15 protein-coding genes are annotated in these 17,173 nt (G+C 70.7%); 9 read left to right on the plus strand and 6 right to left on the minus strand.

Annotated elements, in window-relative coordinates:
- Positions 1-2 precede the first annotated feature (2 nt).
- Positions 3-1,562 carry a sulfatase family protein gene (locus tag ACRYCC_RS43085; RefSeq protein WP_433819999.1) on the plus strand — a complete coding sequence of 520 codons (1,560 nt, stop codon included), beginning with the start codon at positions 3-5 and terminating at the stop codon, positions 1,560-1,562.
- Between the two features lie 14 nt (positions 1,563-1,576).
- On the opposite strand, the gene ACRYCC_RS43090 is transcribed toward ACRYCC_RS43085, so the two are convergent.
- A complete protein-coding gene (locus ACRYCC_RS43090) occupies positions 1,577-2,185 on the minus strand; it encodes an NUDIX hydrolase (protein WP_433820000.1) in 609 nt (202 codons plus the stop codon).
- Between the two features lie 61 nt (positions 2,186-2,246).
- On the minus strand, positions 2,247-3,071 hold the full coding sequence (locus ACRYCC_RS43095) for a DUF6597 domain-containing transcriptional factor (RefSeq protein WP_433820001.1): 825 nt from the start codon (positions 3,069-3,071) through the stop codon (positions 2,247-2,249).
- Positions 3,072-3,200: 129 nt separating this feature from the next.
- On the opposite strand from ACRYCC_RS43095, the gene ACRYCC_RS43100 reads away from it, so the two are divergent.
- Both ACRYCC_RS43100 and gltX read left to right on the plus strand, forming a co-directional pair.
- Positions 3,201-3,779, plus strand: a complete 579-nt coding sequence (locus tag ACRYCC_RS43100) for a TIGR03086 family metal-binding protein (protein ID WP_433820002.1) — start codon at positions 3,201-3,203, stop codon at positions 3,777-3,779.
- A gap of 18 nt (positions 3,780-3,797) precedes the next feature.
- Positions 3,798-5,213: a glutamate--tRNA ligase gene (gene gltX, locus ACRYCC_RS43105; RefSeq protein WP_433820003.1), complete on the plus strand. Its 1,416-nt coding sequence runs from the start codon at positions 3,798-3,800 to the stop codon at positions 5,211-5,213.
- Between the two features lie 94 nt (positions 5,214-5,307).
- Here gltX and ACRYCC_RS43110 read toward each other — a convergent pair whose 3' ends face one another.
- Positions 5,308-5,898, minus strand: a complete 591-nt coding sequence (locus ACRYCC_RS43110) for a TetR/AcrR family transcriptional regulator (protein ID WP_433820004.1) — start codon at positions 5,896-5,898, stop codon at positions 5,308-5,310.
- 96 nt (positions 5,899-5,994) lie between these two features.
- Between ACRYCC_RS43110 and ACRYCC_RS43115 the strand changes: the two genes are divergently transcribed.
- Entirely contained in the window at positions 5,995-6,408 is a 414-nt protein-coding gene (locus ACRYCC_RS43115; protein ID WP_433820005.1) for a hypothetical protein, read from the plus strand.
- A 43-nt stretch (positions 6,409-6,451) separates the two neighbouring features.
- Here the strand turns inward: ACRYCC_RS43115 and ACRYCC_RS43120 are convergent, their stop codons facing one another.
- From ACRYCC_RS43120 to ACRYCC_RS43130, 3 genes are all read right to left on the minus strand, one after another.
- Positions 6,452-7,483 carry an urease accessory protein UreH domain-containing protein gene (locus ACRYCC_RS43120; RefSeq protein ID WP_433820006.1) on the minus strand — a complete coding sequence of 344 codons (1,032 nt, stop codon included), beginning with the start codon at positions 7,481-7,483 and terminating at the stop codon, positions 6,452-6,454.
- Between the two features lie 215 nt (positions 7,484-7,698).
- On the minus strand, positions 7,699-9,246 hold the full coding sequence (locus tag ACRYCC_RS43125) for an amino acid permease (RefSeq protein ID WP_433820007.1): 1,548 nt from the start codon (positions 9,244-9,246) through the stop codon (positions 7,699-7,701).
- A 100-nt stretch (positions 9,247-9,346) separates the two neighbouring features.
- Complete coding sequence (locus ACRYCC_RS43130; RefSeq protein WP_433820009.1) at positions 9,347-10,276, minus strand: phosphotransferase; 930 nt, start codon at positions 10,274-10,276, stop codon at positions 9,347-9,349.
- Between the two features lie 216 nt (positions 10,277-10,492).
- Here ACRYCC_RS43130 and ACRYCC_RS43135 point away from each other — a divergent pair, with 216 nt between their 5' ends.
- The 5 genes from ACRYCC_RS43135 to ACRYCC_RS43155 all read left to right on the plus strand — a co-directional run bounded on the left by ACRYCC_RS43135 (position 10,493) and on the right by ACRYCC_RS43155 (position 17,162).
- A complete protein-coding gene (locus tag ACRYCC_RS43135) occupies positions 10,493-11,275 on the plus strand; it encodes a GntR family transcriptional regulator (protein WP_433820010.1) in 783 nt (260 codons plus the stop codon).
- Positions 11,268-13,895 carry a GcvT family protein gene (locus ACRYCC_RS43140; RefSeq protein ID WP_433820011.1) on the plus strand — a complete coding sequence of 876 codons (2,628 nt, stop codon included), beginning with the start codon at positions 11,268-11,270 and terminating at the stop codon, positions 13,893-13,895. Before ACRYCC_RS43135 ends, ACRYCC_RS43140 begins: the two co-directional genes overlap by 8 nt.
- 224 nt (positions 13,896-14,119) lie before the next feature.
- Positions 14,120-14,563: a MarR family winged helix-turn-helix transcriptional regulator gene (locus ACRYCC_RS43145; protein ID WP_433820012.1), complete on the plus strand. Its 444-nt coding sequence runs from the start codon at positions 14,120-14,122 to the stop codon at positions 14,561-14,563.
- A 143-nt stretch (positions 14,564-14,706) separates the two neighbouring features.
- The gene (locus tag ACRYCC_RS43150) at positions 14,707-16,404 is read left to right on the plus strand and encodes an MFS transporter (RefSeq protein ID WP_433820013.1); all 1,698 of its coding nucleotides are present in this window, start codon (positions 14,707-14,709) and stop codon (positions 16,402-16,404) included.
- Positions 16,401-17,162: a dienelactone hydrolase family protein gene (locus ACRYCC_RS43155; RefSeq protein WP_433820014.1), complete on the plus strand. Its 762-nt coding sequence runs from the start codon at positions 16,401-16,403 to the stop codon at positions 17,160-17,162. Before ACRYCC_RS43150 ends, ACRYCC_RS43155 begins: the two co-directional genes overlap by 4 nt.
- Positions 17,163-17,173 lie beyond the last annotated feature (11 nt).

Consider the following 17,173-nt stretch of genomic DNA (forward strand, 5'->3'; position numbering starts at 1 on the left):
TCGTGCCCAAGCACGTGCGGAAGCGTTCGCACGCCGGTCTGGCCGCCGTGCTCCTCGCGGCGGCGCTGTTGTCCGGTTGCACGTCGTCGGCGGGGGGCGGTCCGGGCTCCGGCCCCGGCTCCGGCCCGCGCGACAAGCCGAACTTCGTGTTCCTGCTCACCGACGACCTCGACACGTCGGCGACGGCGTACATGCCCAACCTCAAGGCGCTGTTGACCGACCAGGGCACCACGTTGTCGCGGTACTACGTCAGCCTGGCCTGGTGCTGCCCGTCGCGGGCGTCCACCCTGCGCGGGCAGTACGCGCACAACACCGGTGTCTGGACCAACACCGCGCCCAACGGCGGCTTCTTCATGTTCCACCAGCTCGGCCGGGAGCGGTCGACGCTGGCGACCTGGCTGCGGGGGGCGGGCTACCGCACCGGCCTGTTCGGGAAGTACCTCAACGGCTATCCGGAACAGGCGCCGGTCAAGAAGACCTACGTGCCGCCCGGCTGGACCACCTGGGTCAGCCCGGCGGCCGGATATCCCTACAGCCAGTTCGACTACACGCTCAACGAGAACGGCCGGCTGACCCATGAGAAGCCGTCCAACGCCACCTACCTGACCGACGTGCTGACCCGCAAGGCCGACGGCTTCCTCGCGGCCAAGGACACCAGGCCGTTCCTGGCCTACATCGCTCCCTACAACCCGCACATCCCGGCCACCCCGGCGCCACGGCACCGGAAGTTGTTCGCCGGCGTCCGGGCCCCGAGACCCCCCTCCTACGACGAGCCCGACATGGCCGGGAAGCCGGCCGAACTCCAGCGGCTGCCCCCGATCACGGGCAGGGAGGCCCGGGAGTGGGACGCGCTGTACCGCAAGCGGCTGCAGTCGATGCAGTCGGTCGACGACATGATCGGCGACCTGGTGCAGACCCTGAAGGACTCCGGGCGGCTCGCCAACACCTATTTCATCTTCACCTCGGACAACGGCTTCCACATCGGTCAGCATCGGCTGGCCCCGGGCAAGAACACCGCCTACGAGGAGGACATCCGCGTCCCCTTCGTCATCCGCGGCCCCGGCATCCCGGCCGGGCGGACAGTCGACGCCCTCGCCTCCAACATCGACCTCGGCCCGATGCTGGCCGATCTCGCCGGTGCGAAGACGCCCGAGTTCGCCGACGGACGCTCGCTGCGGCCGATCCTGACCGGCGGGCCGCCGCCGAAGAACTGGCGGCAGGTGCTCCTGCTCGAACACGCCAAGGCCCGCGGCACCCACCCGATCGGGCCCCGGACGACGGTGGACGGCACGCTCGAGCCGCCGGAGATGGTCCGGGCGGGGGTACGGACCAAGGCCTACCTGGCGCCCTTCGTGGCGCTGCGCACCAGGCGCTACCTCTACGTCGAGTACGAAACGGGGGAACGCGAGATGTACGACGTCGTGGCCGACCCCTACGAGCTGCACGACATCGCGGCGGGCAACCCGTTGCTGACCGGTCTGTCGGACCGGCTGCGGCGGCTGCGGGAGTGCGCCGGGGAGAGCTGCCGAGCCGCCGAGGACGGGTCGGAACCGGCCTGGTGACGGCCGCGCGGGTCCTACCTGTGGGTCCAGTCGGGCTGGAGGAACTCCGCGACGCGGGCGTGCCGGCCGAGCAGCACGACCTCGCGGAACTGCCAGAGCATGGCGCCGGTGGGGGCATGGATGACCATGTCGTCGCGCAGGCGCAGCTGGAGCAGCCGGGTGCCGTCCGGCTGCGGCACCCAGCGGGGCGCGTCGTCGGCGGCCAGCCTGCTCAGCTCCACCCGGTGGACCGAGTGGACCTCGTGGTTGGCGCTGATCGGCCCCGGGTCGCGCGGTGCCACGACGATCGGGCTGATCGCGAATCCGGAGGCGGCCGGGAAGTCGTCCAGGCGCCCGAGGACGTCCGCCGGGTCCACCCGCAGCCCGATCTCCTCGTGCAGTTCCCGCAGCGCCGTCTGCTCCGGGGTCTCGCCGTCGTCCAGCCGGCCGCCGGGCAGTCCCCACTGGCCGGCGTTGCGCCCGCGGTACGCCCGCTTGATCAGGATCACGCAGGGGACTCCGCCGTGCTCCACGACGCACAGCACGACCCCCGCCCGCCGCATGCCGGGCGCGTCGGCCACGGTGGTGTACGGAAAGTCGCGCAGCCGGCCGACGGCCACCTCCCGGAACTCCTGCAGGTTCATGCGGACGGCTCCAGGTGTGGGTCCGGGTGGGAGTGCCCGCCCAGAGTCAGGTGAAAAGACGTCATCCGGTGACGATACGCGCGTACTGCCCGGGGGGCCGCCCCACCGTGGCGGTGAAGTCCCGGGTGAAGTGCGCCTGGTCGGCGTACCCGAGCTCGGCGGCGAGTCCCGCCCAGTCGAGGTCGGTGCCCTCGGCCGACTCGGCAGCCCGCTCGGCGGCCTCGTGCATCCGGTAGCGGCGGATCACCCACTTCGGCCCGGCGCCGACGTACTCGTGGAACAGCCGCTGGAGCCGCCGGGCCGGCACGCCCAGCACCCGGGTGAGCTCGTCCACCCGGAGGAGGGCCGGGTCGGCGGCGATCCGGGCCACCATGGCGGCGACCTCGTCGACGACCGGGTCCGGCTCGGGTGCCCGCGCCACCAGGAAGTCCTCGAGCAGGGTGACGGCGTCGGCGGTCTCCGGGGTGGTGAGGATCCGCTCCGCCACGGCCAGGCCCTCGGCGCCGAAGACCTCCGAGACGGCGGGGAACCGGTCGGTGATCGTCGCCACCGGGGCGCCCAGGAAGGGCCGGAAACCGCCCGGCCGGAACCGTACGCCGACGACCCGGCCGCGACCGGAGATCTCCTCGGTGAACTCACCCCGCACGACTCCGGCGATCCGGGCCCGGCCCGGGCCTGTCGCATAGGTCGTGAACGTCATGTGCACCGCGGGATGGGTGAGCACCCGCTGGCGATGCGGCTCGTCCAGGTCCCAGGTGAGCATCCAGCAGTTCGCCACGAAGGGGGCCAGCTCGGGGACGGGCGGCCGCTGGTCGAGATGGAAGCGTTCCCGGGCCGTATGAGGGTCCAGGATGCCCCGGGTGTCGGGAGGGAGGGAGCCTGCCATGGGTCCAGGCTAGGCGGGTCGCCGGGCCCATGGCGGATTCGCGAGAGGTACGGGGCCGTTCGGTGTCGGGTTTGTCCGGTGTCGGGTTTGTTCAATACGGATCGGCCGTGGATCCCTAACGTGGCTCGCATGGAACTGCGGCTACTGATGACGAAGGCATCCGATACGGCCATCGAGATCGTGCGGGGCGTCGAGCCCGGCCGGCTGGACGGCCCCACGCCGTGCCCGGAGTGGGACGTCCGCGGGCTGCTCAACCACGTGATCCTCTGGACCGGCCACCGTGCCGGGCTCGCGGCGGGCAAGAAGCCGATCGAGGGCCCCGGCGAAGATCATGACTACACCGCCGAACCGGGCTGGGCCGAGCACTACGCCGAGCTCTCCGCCGCCACCGCGCGGGCCTGGAGCGACCCCGCGGCGTGGGAGGGCGAGACCGGCATGAGCGGCGCCGGCCGGATGCCCGCCCCGTTCATCGGCGGGATCCTCTTCGCCGAGTGGCTCCTGCACGGCTGGGATCTGGCCGCCGCCACCGGGCAGAAACCCGCCATCGACGACGACCTGCAGCAGGAGCTCCTCGCCAAGGTGGACGGCATGAAGGAGACGGCGCGGCAATACAAGATCTTCGGCCCCGAGGTGCCGGTGCCGGCCTCGGCGTCCCCGTTCGAACGCGCTCTCGGCCTGGCCGGGCGCGATCCGGACTGGACCCCCTGACCCCGTAGGCTTGGGGCCATGGCCTCCTCTTCGATCCGAGTACGTTTCGCCCCCTCTCCGACCGGCATCTTCCATGTCGGTGGCGCCCGGTCCGCCCTGTTCAACTGGGCGCTGGCCGAACAGTCCGGCGGAACGTTCGTCCTGCGGATCGAGGACACCGACGCCGCGCGCAACCGCCCCGAGTGGACCGAGGGGATCATCTCCGCGCTCGCCTGGATCGGCATCCACAGCGACGCGCCGATCTTCGAGGGCCCCTACTTCCAGTCGGCCTACGACGCACAGCAGCGGGCCGCGGCGGCCCGGCTGGTCGCCGAGGGCAAGGCGTACTACTGCACCTGTACCCGGGAGGACGTGAAGGCCCGGACCGGGTCCGAGCACCAGGGCTACGACGGATACTGCCGGGACCGCGGGCTGACCGAGGGCGCGGTCAGGTTCCGTACCCCGGACGAGGGCGTGACCGTCGTGGCGGACACCGTCCGCGGCACGGTCGAGTTCCCCAACAACGCGATGGAGGACTTCGTCATCGCCCGGGGCGACGGCTCTCCGCTGTTCATCCTCGCCAACGTGGTCGACGACCTGGAGATGGGGATCACGCACGTCGTCCGTGCCGAGGAGCACCTGTCCAACACCCCGAAGCAGCAACTGCTGTGGGAGGCGCTGGGCACGCCGGAGCCGGGCCGGGAGCACGGCGCACCGCCGGTGTGGGCGCACGTACCGGTGATCGTGAACGAGCGGCGCCAGAAGCTGTCCAAGCGCCGCGACAAGGTGGCCCTGGAGTCCTACCGGGACGAGGGCTATCTCGCCGAGGCGATGGTCAACTACCTGATGCTGCTCGGCTGGGGCCCCGGCAACGACCGGGAGATCATGCCCTGGGACGAGATGATGCCGCTGTTCGCGCTGGAGGACGTCAACTCCGCTCCCGCGTTCTTCGACGAGAAGAAGCTGCGGGCCTTCAACGGCGAGTACATCCGGGCGCTGCCGCTGGAGGAGTTCATCACCCGGTGCGAGCCCTGGGCGGCACAGATCCCCGGGTACGACCCGAAGGTCTTCGCGCAGGTGGCCGAGCTCGCGCAGACCCGCATCGCCGTGCTGTCGGAGATCACGGCGAACGTGGACTTCCTGTTCCTCGATGAACCCGTCGTCGACGAGACGTCCTGGGCCAAGGGCATGAAGGGGTCCGCGGCGGAGATCCTGGCCGCCGCCGAAGAGGTCTACCGGGACGCCCCCTGGGAGACCGAGGAGCTGAAGTCCCGGCTGGAGCAGGCCGGCGCCGCGTTCGGGTTGAAGCTCGGCAAGACCCAGGCCCCGGTCCGGGTGGCGGTCACCGGCCGCACGGTCGGGCTCCCGCTGTTCGAGTCGCTGGAGGTGCTCGGCCGGGAGCGGACCCTGGCCCGCCTCGCCGCGGCCCGCGCCCGTCTGGCGGCCGGCGCCTGACCCGCCCGGCACCCGGAGCCGGAATCGGCCGTCATCTCGTGGTCGAGCCTGCGGCGTGACCGGGCCGTGGCCTCCGGGCCATGGTGTGACTGGATCATGGTGTGACGAAGACGCCGGCGCGGGCGGCGGCGGCGACCGCCGCGGCCGACTGGTCGGCGGCTTCGTCGTCGAGTGGTTCGGCGGTGACGAGCAGCCGCATGTACAGCGGGGCCCCGATGGCTCGTGAGATGTCGGCGGGCCGGGTGCCGGGGGGCAGTTCGCCGCGGCCGACGGCACGGGCGACGATCTCGGCGACCATCGTGGTGTGCTCGGCCCAGAACGCGCGGACGACCTGCGCGACCTGGCTCTGCTGGCCGACCGAGACCATGGCCCGGACCAGCGCCTGTCCGCCGCGGTCGGCGAGTACGGCGAGCGCGGAGCGGGCGAGCTGGCGTAGGTCACTGTCGATGCTGCCGGTGTCGGGCATCGCCACTGATCGCTCGGCGAACCGTACGAGCGCGTCGACCAGCAGCCCGTCGAGGGTGCCCCAGCGCCGGTAGACCGTGGCCTTGTGCACGCCGGCGCGGTTGGCGACGGCCTCCATGCTCAAACCCGCATATCCGGACTCGATCAGCTCGTCGATGGTCGCCTCGAGCACGGCCGCCCGGGTCCGCGCGCTTCGCCCTCCGGGCCGGGTCTGGGGCATGTTTCCTCAGAATCTGATGCGACACATCGTTGCATTAAGGTTCGGGTCATGCCATTCTACCTCTAACGCGACAGTCTGTCGCATAGGGAGTGGACTATGAGCACTGTGACCTCGGTCGGCACCTCGTCTCGATGGCGGACCATCGGCCAGGCCCTGACCTGGCTGGCCGCGATCTCCGCACTCGCCGCGGCCGGCTCCGCGATCTCCGATGTGACCGCGGCGGGTCCCGACACCCTGGTCGTGCAGACCTGGCGGATGTACGGCCTGTTCCTGTGTGGCGGGCTGTTCGTGCTGCTCGCGCTACGGCCGCACGTGCACGGCGCGGTCTGGGCGCTGGTGATCGCCAACAAAGCGGCGCTGACCATCACCTCGGCCGCCTACCTCACCCACGGTGGTATCGCGGAAGCCGCCAAGACCTTCGGCTGGGACGGCGCCCTGACCATCGTGCTGATCACCGCGTACGTCATGAGCCGGGGAGTCCTCACCGGCCGGGCGAAGTCCGCCGGTTGATCGCCGATGCCCGCTCGGGGTCTTCGGGCCTCCGGGGACCGGGTCAGCGGAAGGTGATCGCGCCCGGGTAGTGGCCGACGGCGCAGGTGAAGCGCAGCCGTCCGGGCCGGGGTGTCCCGAGGTCGATGGTGGCCGCGCCGTCGACGGGCAGCACGCGTTCCACCCGGTGGGCCGGGACCTCGAAGACCCGGGTGCAGCCCGTGGTCCGCGCGGTGCGGACGACCAGGACGGTGCGGACACCGGCCCGCGCGGACAGCAGCGCCGGACGGTAGCCCCGGTCGAACGCCCAGATGGTGATCGTCTGGGTCCCGGTCGCATCGGTCCGGACGAACCGCGCGTCCGTCGCGGCGGTGGCCGCCGGGGCGGGCAGCCAGCCGCCGAGCCGCAGGCCGGACAGCAGGGTCCAGCCCGCCAGCAGCAACAGGCCCACGCCGACCAGCGCGGTCAGCCGCCCGCGCAGCAGCGCCAGCCCCCGGCCCAGGGTGATGCCGATGAGCCCGAACAGCGGCATCGTGCCCAGCACGAACCCGGTCATGACCGCCGCTCCGGCCGGTGCGGAACGGGAGGTGACCGCCATCAGCTCGGCCGACAGGGTCAGGCCGCAGGGCACCAGCACCGTCGACGCCCCCAGCAGCAGCGGTGTCCGGTGGCCACCGGCCGGGAGCGGGCGGTGACCCCCGCACTGGTCGCCGCCGCTCTCACCGCCGTGGTCGCGGTGGGGATCGTCGGGGCGGCCGCCGCAGTGGTGGTCGCGGCGGCGCAGGAGCCGGCGGGCGGGGCGGAAGCCGAGCAGGTCGAGGGCGAACAGCGCCAGCAGCACGGCAGCGCCGGCGAGCAGAACGGCGCGGACCCGAGGGCCGGGCTGCACCACGGACCCGGCCAGGCCGAGGGCGGCGCCGAGCGCGGCGTGCGTGGTCAATTTCGCGGCGAGGAAGACCCCGACCGGGGCCGCGGGCCGCGACGCGCCCCGAACCGACCCGGCCAGCAGCCCGAGCTGGACGGCCGCACAGGAGGTGCCGCCCGCGAGCAGGCCGGTGCCGGCACCGGCGAGGAACAGCGTGGAGGCGTCTGTCACGCAGAGACCACTGCCCCTCGCTTTGCGTGATCACCCGTGACCGCCGGCCAGAAGAACCTGCCGCGGAAGAACCTGCCGCGGGGGAAACACACGGCAGGGGGAACACGCCGCAGGGAGAACACGCCGCAGGGCGGCCATGCAATCGCTCGCCGGCCGATTGCATGGCCGCCCGTCCCGTTCGGCCTCGGTGTCGGACGACCACCGGGCCGAGGGGGTCACTCGGCGGGAGAGAACACCTCGTCGACGGTGCGGCGGGGGCCGGTGAACCACTTGCGCGCCGAGAGCACCCACCACAGGCTGAGCGCGATGAGGATGCCGCCCACCACGAGCGGTGCGTAGTTGACCAGCTTCCAGTCGAACGCGTCGTTCCACGGGATGCCCGCCGGAGAGGTCGGCATGATGAAGTAGATCGAGATCACGGCGATCTCGATGACCGCGATCCACCCCATCCACTTGTACTTCGACCCGAGCGTCCAGGGGCCGGGGGTGAACGACGAACCGGCCCGCAGACGAAGGTAGATCGGGATGAGGAAGGCCAGGTAGAGCCCGATGACGGCCACCGACACCACCGCGTAGAAGGCCACCGGCACCCCGTTCGGCGCCTTGTAGAGAGCGGGCAGGGTCAGCGCCAGGCAGCCGATGACACCGCCGATGATCGCGTTGACCGGCGTACCGTTCCTGTCGACCCTCGACCAGAGCCCGGAGCCGGGGATGGCCCCGTCGCGGGAGAAGGCGTAGGTCATCCGGGACATCGAGGTCACGCAGCTCATGCCGCAGTAGAACTGCCCGATCACCGAGATGGCGATGACGGCCTTGGCCCACCCCGGGGTGAGCGCGCTGTTGATCAGGTTGCCGATGAAGCCGGGCGCGGCCGGGTCGTTGATCGCCTTGAGGTCGGTGGCGGCGAACAGGAACGCCAGCAGCAGGATCCAGCCGCCGATCGCGGAGTAGGCGATCGACTTCCACAGCCCCTGGGCGGCGCTCCGCGCGGCGCCCTTGGTCTCCTCCGACACGTGCGCGCAGGCGTCGAAGCCGGTGATCGTGTACTGCGTCAGCAGGAAGCCGAGCGGCAGCACGAAGAACCAGTACGTCCCGTCGCCGAAGCCGGAGTTGTTGATCCGGTCGGTGAAGACGAAGTCGGCGCTCTGGTGGTGGTCCGGGACGAAGACCAGGATCAGGATGACGACGGCGACACCGAAGACGTGCCACCACACGGACACGTTCTGCAGGACGGCGACCAGGTGGTGCCCGTAGATGTTGATCAGGGCGTGCAGCACCAGGACCACGGCGAAGATGCCGAAGACGCCGGTGAGCCCGAAGGCCCAGTCCGAGTCGAACATGCCCAGCAGCAGGTTGAGGAACGTCGCGCAGCCGTAGTCAACGGAGGCCGTGACCGCGATCAGGCCGATCAGGTTGAGCCAGCCGGTGAACCAGCCGTGGATCGGCTTGCCCAGCTTGGCGGCCCACCAGTAGATGCCGCCGGCGGTCGGGTAGGCCGACACCAGCTCGGACATGCAGAAACCGATGATCAGGATGAAGATCGAGATCAGCGGCCAGCCCCAGGCGATGGCGATCGGGCCGCCGTTGTTCCAGGCCTGGCCGAACGTGGTGAAGCACCCGGACAGGATCGAGATGATCGAGAACGAGATGGCGAAATTGGAGAAACCGCTCCAGGTGCGGGACAGTTCCTGCTTGTAGCCGAGCGCTGCGAGTCGCTGCGAATCCGCATCGACCTCGGGGACGTCCGGGACGGTCTGGGCCATCGGGCCTCCTAAGACGAGCTGGTACTAGTGGGTCGGCATTCCAGTGGGGTGGGTACGTCCGAGACCACGCTCACGGACGCCGGATCATGGGGCGGGGCGCTCATGGGCGCCCTCGCGCCGTGTCGAGCAGCCGGCCGAGCCCGGGATCGTGCAGATCCCGGACGGCCTGGCGCCATTTGTCGGCGGCTTCGCGCCAGTAGTCGAAACCGGCGGCCGGGCGGTCGAGCATCCCGTGGTGGACCGAGAACCACAGCGTCCAGGTGAAGTTGGACAGCAGCAGGTTGAGCCGCACCCGCGCGACCAGCGCCGGGGTCGTCTCGGCGCCGAAGTACGCGGTCGCCAGCCGGGAGGTCAGGTCGGCGTCGAAGTCCGCCTCGGCGGCGATGTCGCCGAGCTCGAAGGCCGGGTCGTTCATCCCGCTGAGCTGGTAGTCGACGATCCTGATGGCGTCGCCGCCGTCGATGAAGTTCTCGGCGAGCAGGTCGTTGTGGCAGGGCACCACCGGCAGCGGCCGTTCGGCCAGCGCGGCGCCCACGTCGCGGACCGTGGCCAGGTGGTCCTCGTACCCGTCGGGGATGCGCAGTTCGTGTGCGCGGCACAGCGCCAGCAGTTCGTCGAGCTTGGCGGAGATGTCGAAGTCGTTGACGAACCGGCGGTTCATGCCGTGCAGCCGGTGGCAGGCCGCCGCGATACGCGTGATCGTCGCCGGTTCCCGTACGTCGGACGCGCTCAGGGTGGGGCCCTCGATGAACTCCAGGAGCATCGCCGGCACATCGCTCAGCACACCGCACACCCGCGGGCCGACCCCCGACTCCGCCGCCCGCAGCGTGTTCTCGATCTCCTGCTCCAGCGGGATGCCGAGCCCGGCGCGGGACACCTCCGGGTCGAGCACCCGCAGGATGTAACGGGCGTCCGCGGTATCCAGCCGGGCGACCTGATGACTGAGACCGCCGGTGATGGGCGTGTGCCGGACACCGCTCGGGTCCCAGCCGGGTATCCGGGCGATGACATCTTCGATCGGGACAGGCATGAACCACTCCGTCTGAAGCAATCCGTCTGAGCAAAGGGCAGCAACGGTATGCCCTTTTGGAGGCCGTGGTCGTGAACGTCGGTCAGGAGGGTCCTGCTGGTGGGGAGTGTGCTCCAGGTCCGCAAGAACGTCAATGGTGTGACAGTCCCGTGATCTAATCGTATTGGGCTGTCCTTAAACCTTTTGGTATGTCCATTGGCGTGATATCAAGGGTCGGTGATCACGCACAGCACGCCGAAGGGCGGCGACGACGATCCGGGGGACTCCCTGCGGGAGCAGGCATGGCAGGGGGTCATGCACGCCATCCAGAAGGGCGGATACGCGCCCGGAGACCGGCTGCCGCCCGAACGCGAGCTCGCCGAGACGCTGGGCGTGAGCCGCTCGACCCTGCGGCTGGCACTGCACGATCTCGACCGCTCCGGTGTGATCGTCCGCCGGCCCGGCCGGGGCGGCGGCACCTTCGTCGGTTCTCCCAAGGTCGACCGGGACCTCGGCCACTTCGCGGGGCTGGCCGAGTACATCCGTCGCCAGGGGCTCACCGCGGGGGCACGGGTGATCTCGGTCGCGCTGCTCCCGGCCGACTCGGTGGTCGCCGACGCCCTCGGGGTCGCCGGCGACGCTCCGGTAGTGGAGATCATCCGGGTACGGCTGGCGGACGGCGAGCCGATCGCGCTGGAGCGCTCCTACTTCTCCGCCGACCGTTTCCCCGGCCTGGCCGAGCAGCCGCTCGGCGGCTCGCTGTACGACCTGCTGCGCGAGGTGTACCAGGACTGGCCGACGCGAGCGGTGGAACGGCTCCAGCCGATCGCGGCCGAACCCGCCGACGCCCTGCTGCTGGCGGTGCCGCCGGGGACCCCGCTGCTCGCCGTGGAACGGATCACCCACGGGCGCGAAGGGGTGCCCATCGAGTACGCCTACGACCTGTTCCGCGGCGACCGTACCCGGGTCGTCGTCTGGACCGGACCCGGAGAATCGATCGAGGAGGCCGGTCATGGCTGACCAGAGCGCGCCCGCCGGGTCCCTGCCCGCCGGGTCCCTGCCTGCCGAGTCCCCGCCTTCGAAAACACCGCCCGGCAGGACGCTGCCCGCCAGGGCCCGCGTCGTCATCGTCGGCGGCGGTGTCGGCGGCACCAGCGTCGCCTTCCACCTGGCCGAACGCGGTGAGCGCGACGTCGTCGTACTGGACCGGGACGAGCTCACCAGCGGTTCGACGTTCCACTCGGCCGGGCTGGTGGGCCAGCTCCGGGCCGATCCGACGCTCACCCGGATGAACATGCACTCCGTGGAGCTCTACCGCAGGTTGCAGCGGGGGGAGCACGCTCCCGGCTGGGTGGAGTGCGGAGGCATCCGGCTGGCCTGCACTCCCGAGCGGATGGAGGAGATCCGGCGGCAGATCGGCTGGGCCCGTACGTTCGGGCTGCCGCTGGAGGAGATCTCGGCCGCCCAGGCTCAGGAGCTGTTCCCGATGATGGACACCGCGGGCGTACTCGGTGGTGCCCATCTGCCGACCGACGGCTACATCGACCCCTCCCAGCTGACGTACGCGCTGGCCGCGGGCGCCCGGGCCGAAGGCGTACGGATCATCACTCACACCCGGGTGCTCGGCATCGAGCAGCGGGACGGCCGGGTCACCGGTGTCCGGACGGACCGCGGCGACATCGAGGCCGAGGTCGTGGTCAACTGCGGTGGCATGTTCGCCGCGGAGATCGGGCGGATGGCGGGGGTGCGCATTCCGCTGGTGCCGATGTCGCACCAGTACCTCGTCACCGAGGCGCTCCCCGGCCTGCCGGGCCGGGGTGACGCGACCAGGCGCAGGCTCCCGACGCTGCGCGACCCCGACAACCTCGTCTACTTCCGCGAGGAGGTCGACGGCCTGCTCATGGGCGGATACGAGCGGGACTCCGCGGCCTGGTCCCTGGGTTCCCTGGGCTCGGGCGCAGGCCCGCGGGGGACCGGATACGACGCCATTCCCGCCGACTTCAACGGCAGGCTGCTGCCCGAGGACTGGCCCCGCTTCGAAGAGATCACGGTGAACTCGCAGGTGCGGGTACCCGGCATGGCCGACGTCGGCATCCGCAAACTGATCAACGGCCCGGAGGCGTTCACGCCGGACAACGAGTTCTGTCTCGGCGAGACCGAGCTCGGCGGCCTGTTCGTCGCGGCGGGGTTCTGCGCGCACGGCATCGCGGGCGCGGGCGGCATCGGGCAGGTGATGGCCTCGTGGGTCCTCGACGGCGACCCCGGCCTGGACGTCTGGCACATGGACGTCCGCCGGTTCGGCGCGCACTACCGTTCGCCGTCCTACACGCTGAAGAAGACCACCGAGAACTACGAGACGTACTACGACATCCCCTACCCCGGGCGGGAGCGTACGGCCGGCCGGCCGCTGCGGGTCTCGCCCGCGTACGCCTGGCACGCCGCGCACGGAGCGGTCTTCGGGGAGAAGGCCGGCTGGGAGCGGGTGAACTACTACGCCCCGAACGGCGGTCAGGAAGGTCGCAGCCAGGGCGGCGGGAGTGACGAAGGGCTTCGGCCGCACGGCTGGGCGGGACGTCACTGGTCGCCTGCCGTGGGCGTGGAGCACGCGGCCACGCGGGAGACGGCCGGGCTGTTCGACGAGTCCTCGTTCTCGAAGATCGAGGTCACCGGGCCGGGGGCCGCCCGGCTGCTGGACTGGCTCTGCGACAACGAGGTCGCGCGTGAGATCGGCGCCGTCACCTACACGCAGGCCCTCAACGCACGCGGCGGCATCGAATGCGACTTCACCGTCACCAGGACGGCCGACGACGCCTTCCTGATCGTGACCGGGACCGCGTTCGGCACGCACGACCTGAGCTGGATCCGCAGGCACGCGCGCTCCCTGAACGGCGAGCGCGCGGGTTCGGTACGGGTCGCGGACGTCACCGGTCAGTACGCCTGCTTCGCGCTGTGGGGACCGCGCAGCCGCGACATCCTGGCCGGGCTGACCCCCGCCGCGCTGGACAACGACGCCTTCCCCTACCTCACCGCGCAGGAGACGACGGTCGGTGACGTGCCGGTGCGCGCACTGCGGGTCACCTTCACCGGCGAGCTGGGCTGGGAGCTCTACTGCTCCAGTGAGTACGGCGCCGCGCTCTGGCGGACCCTCTGGGAGGCCGGACGGCCGTACGGCCTGACCGCCGCCGGCTATCACGCCATCGACAGCCTGCGGCTGGAGAAGGGGTACCGGGTCTGGGGCGCCGACATCGGTCCTGACGACAATCCGTACGAGGCCGGGCTCGGCTTCTGCGTGAAGCTCGGCAAGCCGGGCGGCTTCCTGGGCAGGGACGCACTGGTGGCGGCGCGTGCCGCCGGGCTCGGGCGGCGGCTGCGCTGCATCGTCCTGGACGACCCGCGGGCGGTGTGCCTCGGCAGTGAACCGGTCAGGGTGAACGGGCAGATCCTCGGCCGGGTGACCAGCGGGGGCTTCGGCCACACGACGGGTCTGTCCATCGCGTACGCCTACCTGCCGGCCGGCGCGGAGGCGCAGCGGATCGGGCCCGACACCAAGGTGGAGGTCGAGCTGTTCGGCGAATGGGTCACCGGCCGGATCACCGGCGGCCCGCTGTTCGATCCGAAGGGCGAGCGGATCCGGGCCTAGGCTCGCGGGGGCCCGCCGTCCAGACGGGCGGACCCCCCGTCGCGCACCCGTACCGGCCGGGGAAGTACGTGAGGTACTGGCCCAGGGTGCGGAGGTGTGATCGCGCGATCATCCAACGCCGCAGGGCTCCTGTGTGCCGTACTCCTCAGGAGTGAAACTCCTCAGTTGAACTGTTAAGACAGACTTTGCAGGCTAACTGAGCAGTCAGGCTGTATTGTGCGGCTATGGGAGATCTTGCGAGCGCGGAGACGGTCGCCGAGGAGCTCCGGACCGCGATCGGCCGACTCGTGCGGCGGCTCCGCAGCGAGTCGGGCATGCCGAACCAGCACGTCACCGCGTTGCGATGGCTCGAGCGGGGCGGCCCGATGACCTCCAGCGGTCTCGCGGCGGCCGAGCGGATCACGCCGCAGTCGATGGCGGTCACCCTCGCCGCCCTGCACGGCCAGGGCTACGTGGAGCGTGCGGCCGACCCGGCGGACCGGCGGCAGATCCTCTGGTCCGTCACTCCGGACGGCCGGACCGTCCTCGCCGAGGACCGGCGACGGCGGGCCCGATGGCTGGTCACCGCGATCGACGAGGAACTCACCGACGAGGAGACGGCTCGGCTGCGGGACGCCGCGAGACTGCTCAACATGATCATGGACAGGAGCGAAGCCCGTGGTGCCTGACCACCTCCCCCGTGGCCCGCTGCCACCGCGGCGGTCCCGGTGATGGTCCTCGGCAACGGGTCCGTCACCGTACGGCCGCGTGGCCCGCGTGGCCCGCTGGGTTCGCCGGGTTCGCCCGGTTTCAGGCCGCCGGCGGGTCAGCGATGATGCGGGACGACCGTTACAAGTGGATCGCCCTGTCCAACACCTCGCTGGGCGTGCTGATGGCCACGCTGGACTCCTCCATTGTGATCATCTCGCTGCCCGCCATCTTCCGGGGGATCGGCCTGGATCCGCTCGCGCCCGGCAACATCGGCTACCTGCTCTGGATGATCCTGGGCTACCTGCTGGTGCAGGCCGTGCTCGTGGTGGCGCTCGGCCGGCTGGGCGACATCTTCGGCCGGGTCCGGCTGTACAACCTCGGCTTCGCGATCTTCAGTTTCGCGTCGCTGGCGCTGTCGGTGGACCCGTTCACCGGGCGCGGCGGAGCGCTCTGGCTGATCGGCTGGCGGCTCGTGCAGGCGTTCGGCGGCGCGATGCTCACCGCGAACTCCGCCGCCATCCTGACCGACGCCTTCCCGGCCTCGCAGCGCGGCATGGCGCTCGGCGTCAACCAGGTCACCGGCCTGGCCGGGCAGTTCCTCGGGCTGGTGGCCGGTGGGCTGCTGGCCGCGATCGACTGGCGCGCGGTGTTCTGGGTGAGCGTGCCGTTCGGCGTCGCCGGCACCATCTGGTCGTATCGCAGCCTGCGCGAGGTCGGCAGCTCGCGGAGGGCCCGTATCGACTGGGCCGGAAACCTGATCTTCGTCGTGGGCGCCGCCGGGATCCTCGCCGCGATCACGTACGGGATCCAGCCGTACGGAGGGCACGCGACGGGCTGGGGCAACCCGTGGGTTCTCGGCGGGTTGGCCGCGGGCATACTGATGCTCGTGATCTTCTGCCTCGTGGAGACGAAGGTCGCCGAGCCGATGTTCGACCTGAAGCTCTTCCGGATCAGATCCTTCATGGCGGGCAACCTGGCCGCGCTGCTCACCGCGATCTCCCGGGGCGGCCTGCAGTTCATGCTGATCATCTGGCTGCAGGGCATCTGGCTGCCGCTGCACGGATACGACTACGAGGACACCCCGCTGTGGGCAGGCATCTACATGCTCCCGCTCACCGCCGGCTTCCTGATCGCCGGCCCGGTCTCCGGTCACCTGTCGGACCGGTACGGCTCCCGGGCCTTCGCCACTGGCGGATTGGTGGTCACGGCGATGTCCTTCGTCGGGCTCATGCTGCTGCCGGTGGACTTCCGCTACTCGCTGTTCGCCCTGTTGCTGCTGGCCTGCGGGATCGGCATGGGGATGTTCTCGGCGCCGAACACCTCTTCCATCATGAGCAGCGTGCCGCCCGGTCAGCGCGGCGTGGCCTCGGGCATGCGCGCGACCTTCCAGAACTCCGGGAGCGCACTGTCCATCGGGGTCTTCTTCTCGCTCATGATCGCCGGACTGTCCGGGACGCTGCCCGGGACGCTCGCCTCGGGCCTGGAGAGCCACGGGGTGCCCGCGTCCGCCGCCGAGCACGTCGCGCAGTTGCCGCCGGTGAGCACGCTGTTCGCGGCCTTCCTCGGCGACAACCCGATCGGCCACCTGCTCTCCTCGACCAATGTGCTCGGCATGTTGCCCGCCCCCGACCTGGCGGTCCTGACCGGGCAGCGGTTCTTTCCCGACCTGATCTCCGCTCCGTTCCATCAGGGACTGGTGGCGGTGTTCACCAGCGCCACGGTGATGGCCATCATCGCCGCGGTGGCCTCCGCCCTGCGCGGCGGGCGTTACACGCACACAGAAGAGACCCCGCTGGAACAGAAGGAAGTGAAGATATGAGCGACGATGCGGCTTCGAGCGACCACATGTGGGCCGGTACGGTCACCATCGACGGGCACGAGGGAGCGGAGCTCGAGGCCTACCTGGCCCGCCCGCTCGGCGCCGCCCCGCACGCGGGCGTGGTGGTCATTCACCACCTGCCCGGATACGACGAGGCCACCAAGGAGATCGTCCGGAAGTTCGCCGCGCACGGCTACGCGGCGATCTGCCCGAACCTCTACTCGCGGGAGGGCGCCGGGGTCAGCCCCGACGACCAGGCCGCCGCCGCACGGGCGAAGGGCGGTGTCCCGGACGAGCAACTCGTCGGTGACGTCGCCGGAGCCGCCGCACATCTCAACTCCCTCGACCATGCCAACGGCAAGATCGGTGTGATCGGGTACTGCTCGGGCGGCCGGCAGTCCTTCCTGGTCGCCTGCTCTCTGCAGATCGACGCCGCGGTGGACTGCTACGGCGCCTTCGTGGTGAAAGAGCCGCCCTCGGGGTTCCCGCTCAAGGCCGTACCGCTGATCTCCAAGGCCCCGGACCTTTCCTGCCCGCTGCTCGGACTGTTCGGAGCCGAGGACTCCTACCCGGCGCCGGACGAGGTCGAGGCGCTCTCCGCCGAGTTGCAGAAGCTGGGCAAGGAACACGAGTTCCACACGTTCCCCGATGCCGGGCACGCGTTCTTCTCCGTCGACCGGCCCATGTACCGTCCGGCCGCCGCCGTGGAGGGCTGGAAGAAGATCTTCGATTTCTACGGCCGCCACCTCGGCGCCTGAAGGGAGACCCC

It is taken from the genome of Actinomadura scrupuli (genome assembly GCF_050971785.1).
Classification (GTDB): Bacteria; Actinomycetota; Actinomycetes; order Streptosporangiales; family Streptosporangiaceae; genus Actinomadura_E; species Actinomadura_E scrupuli.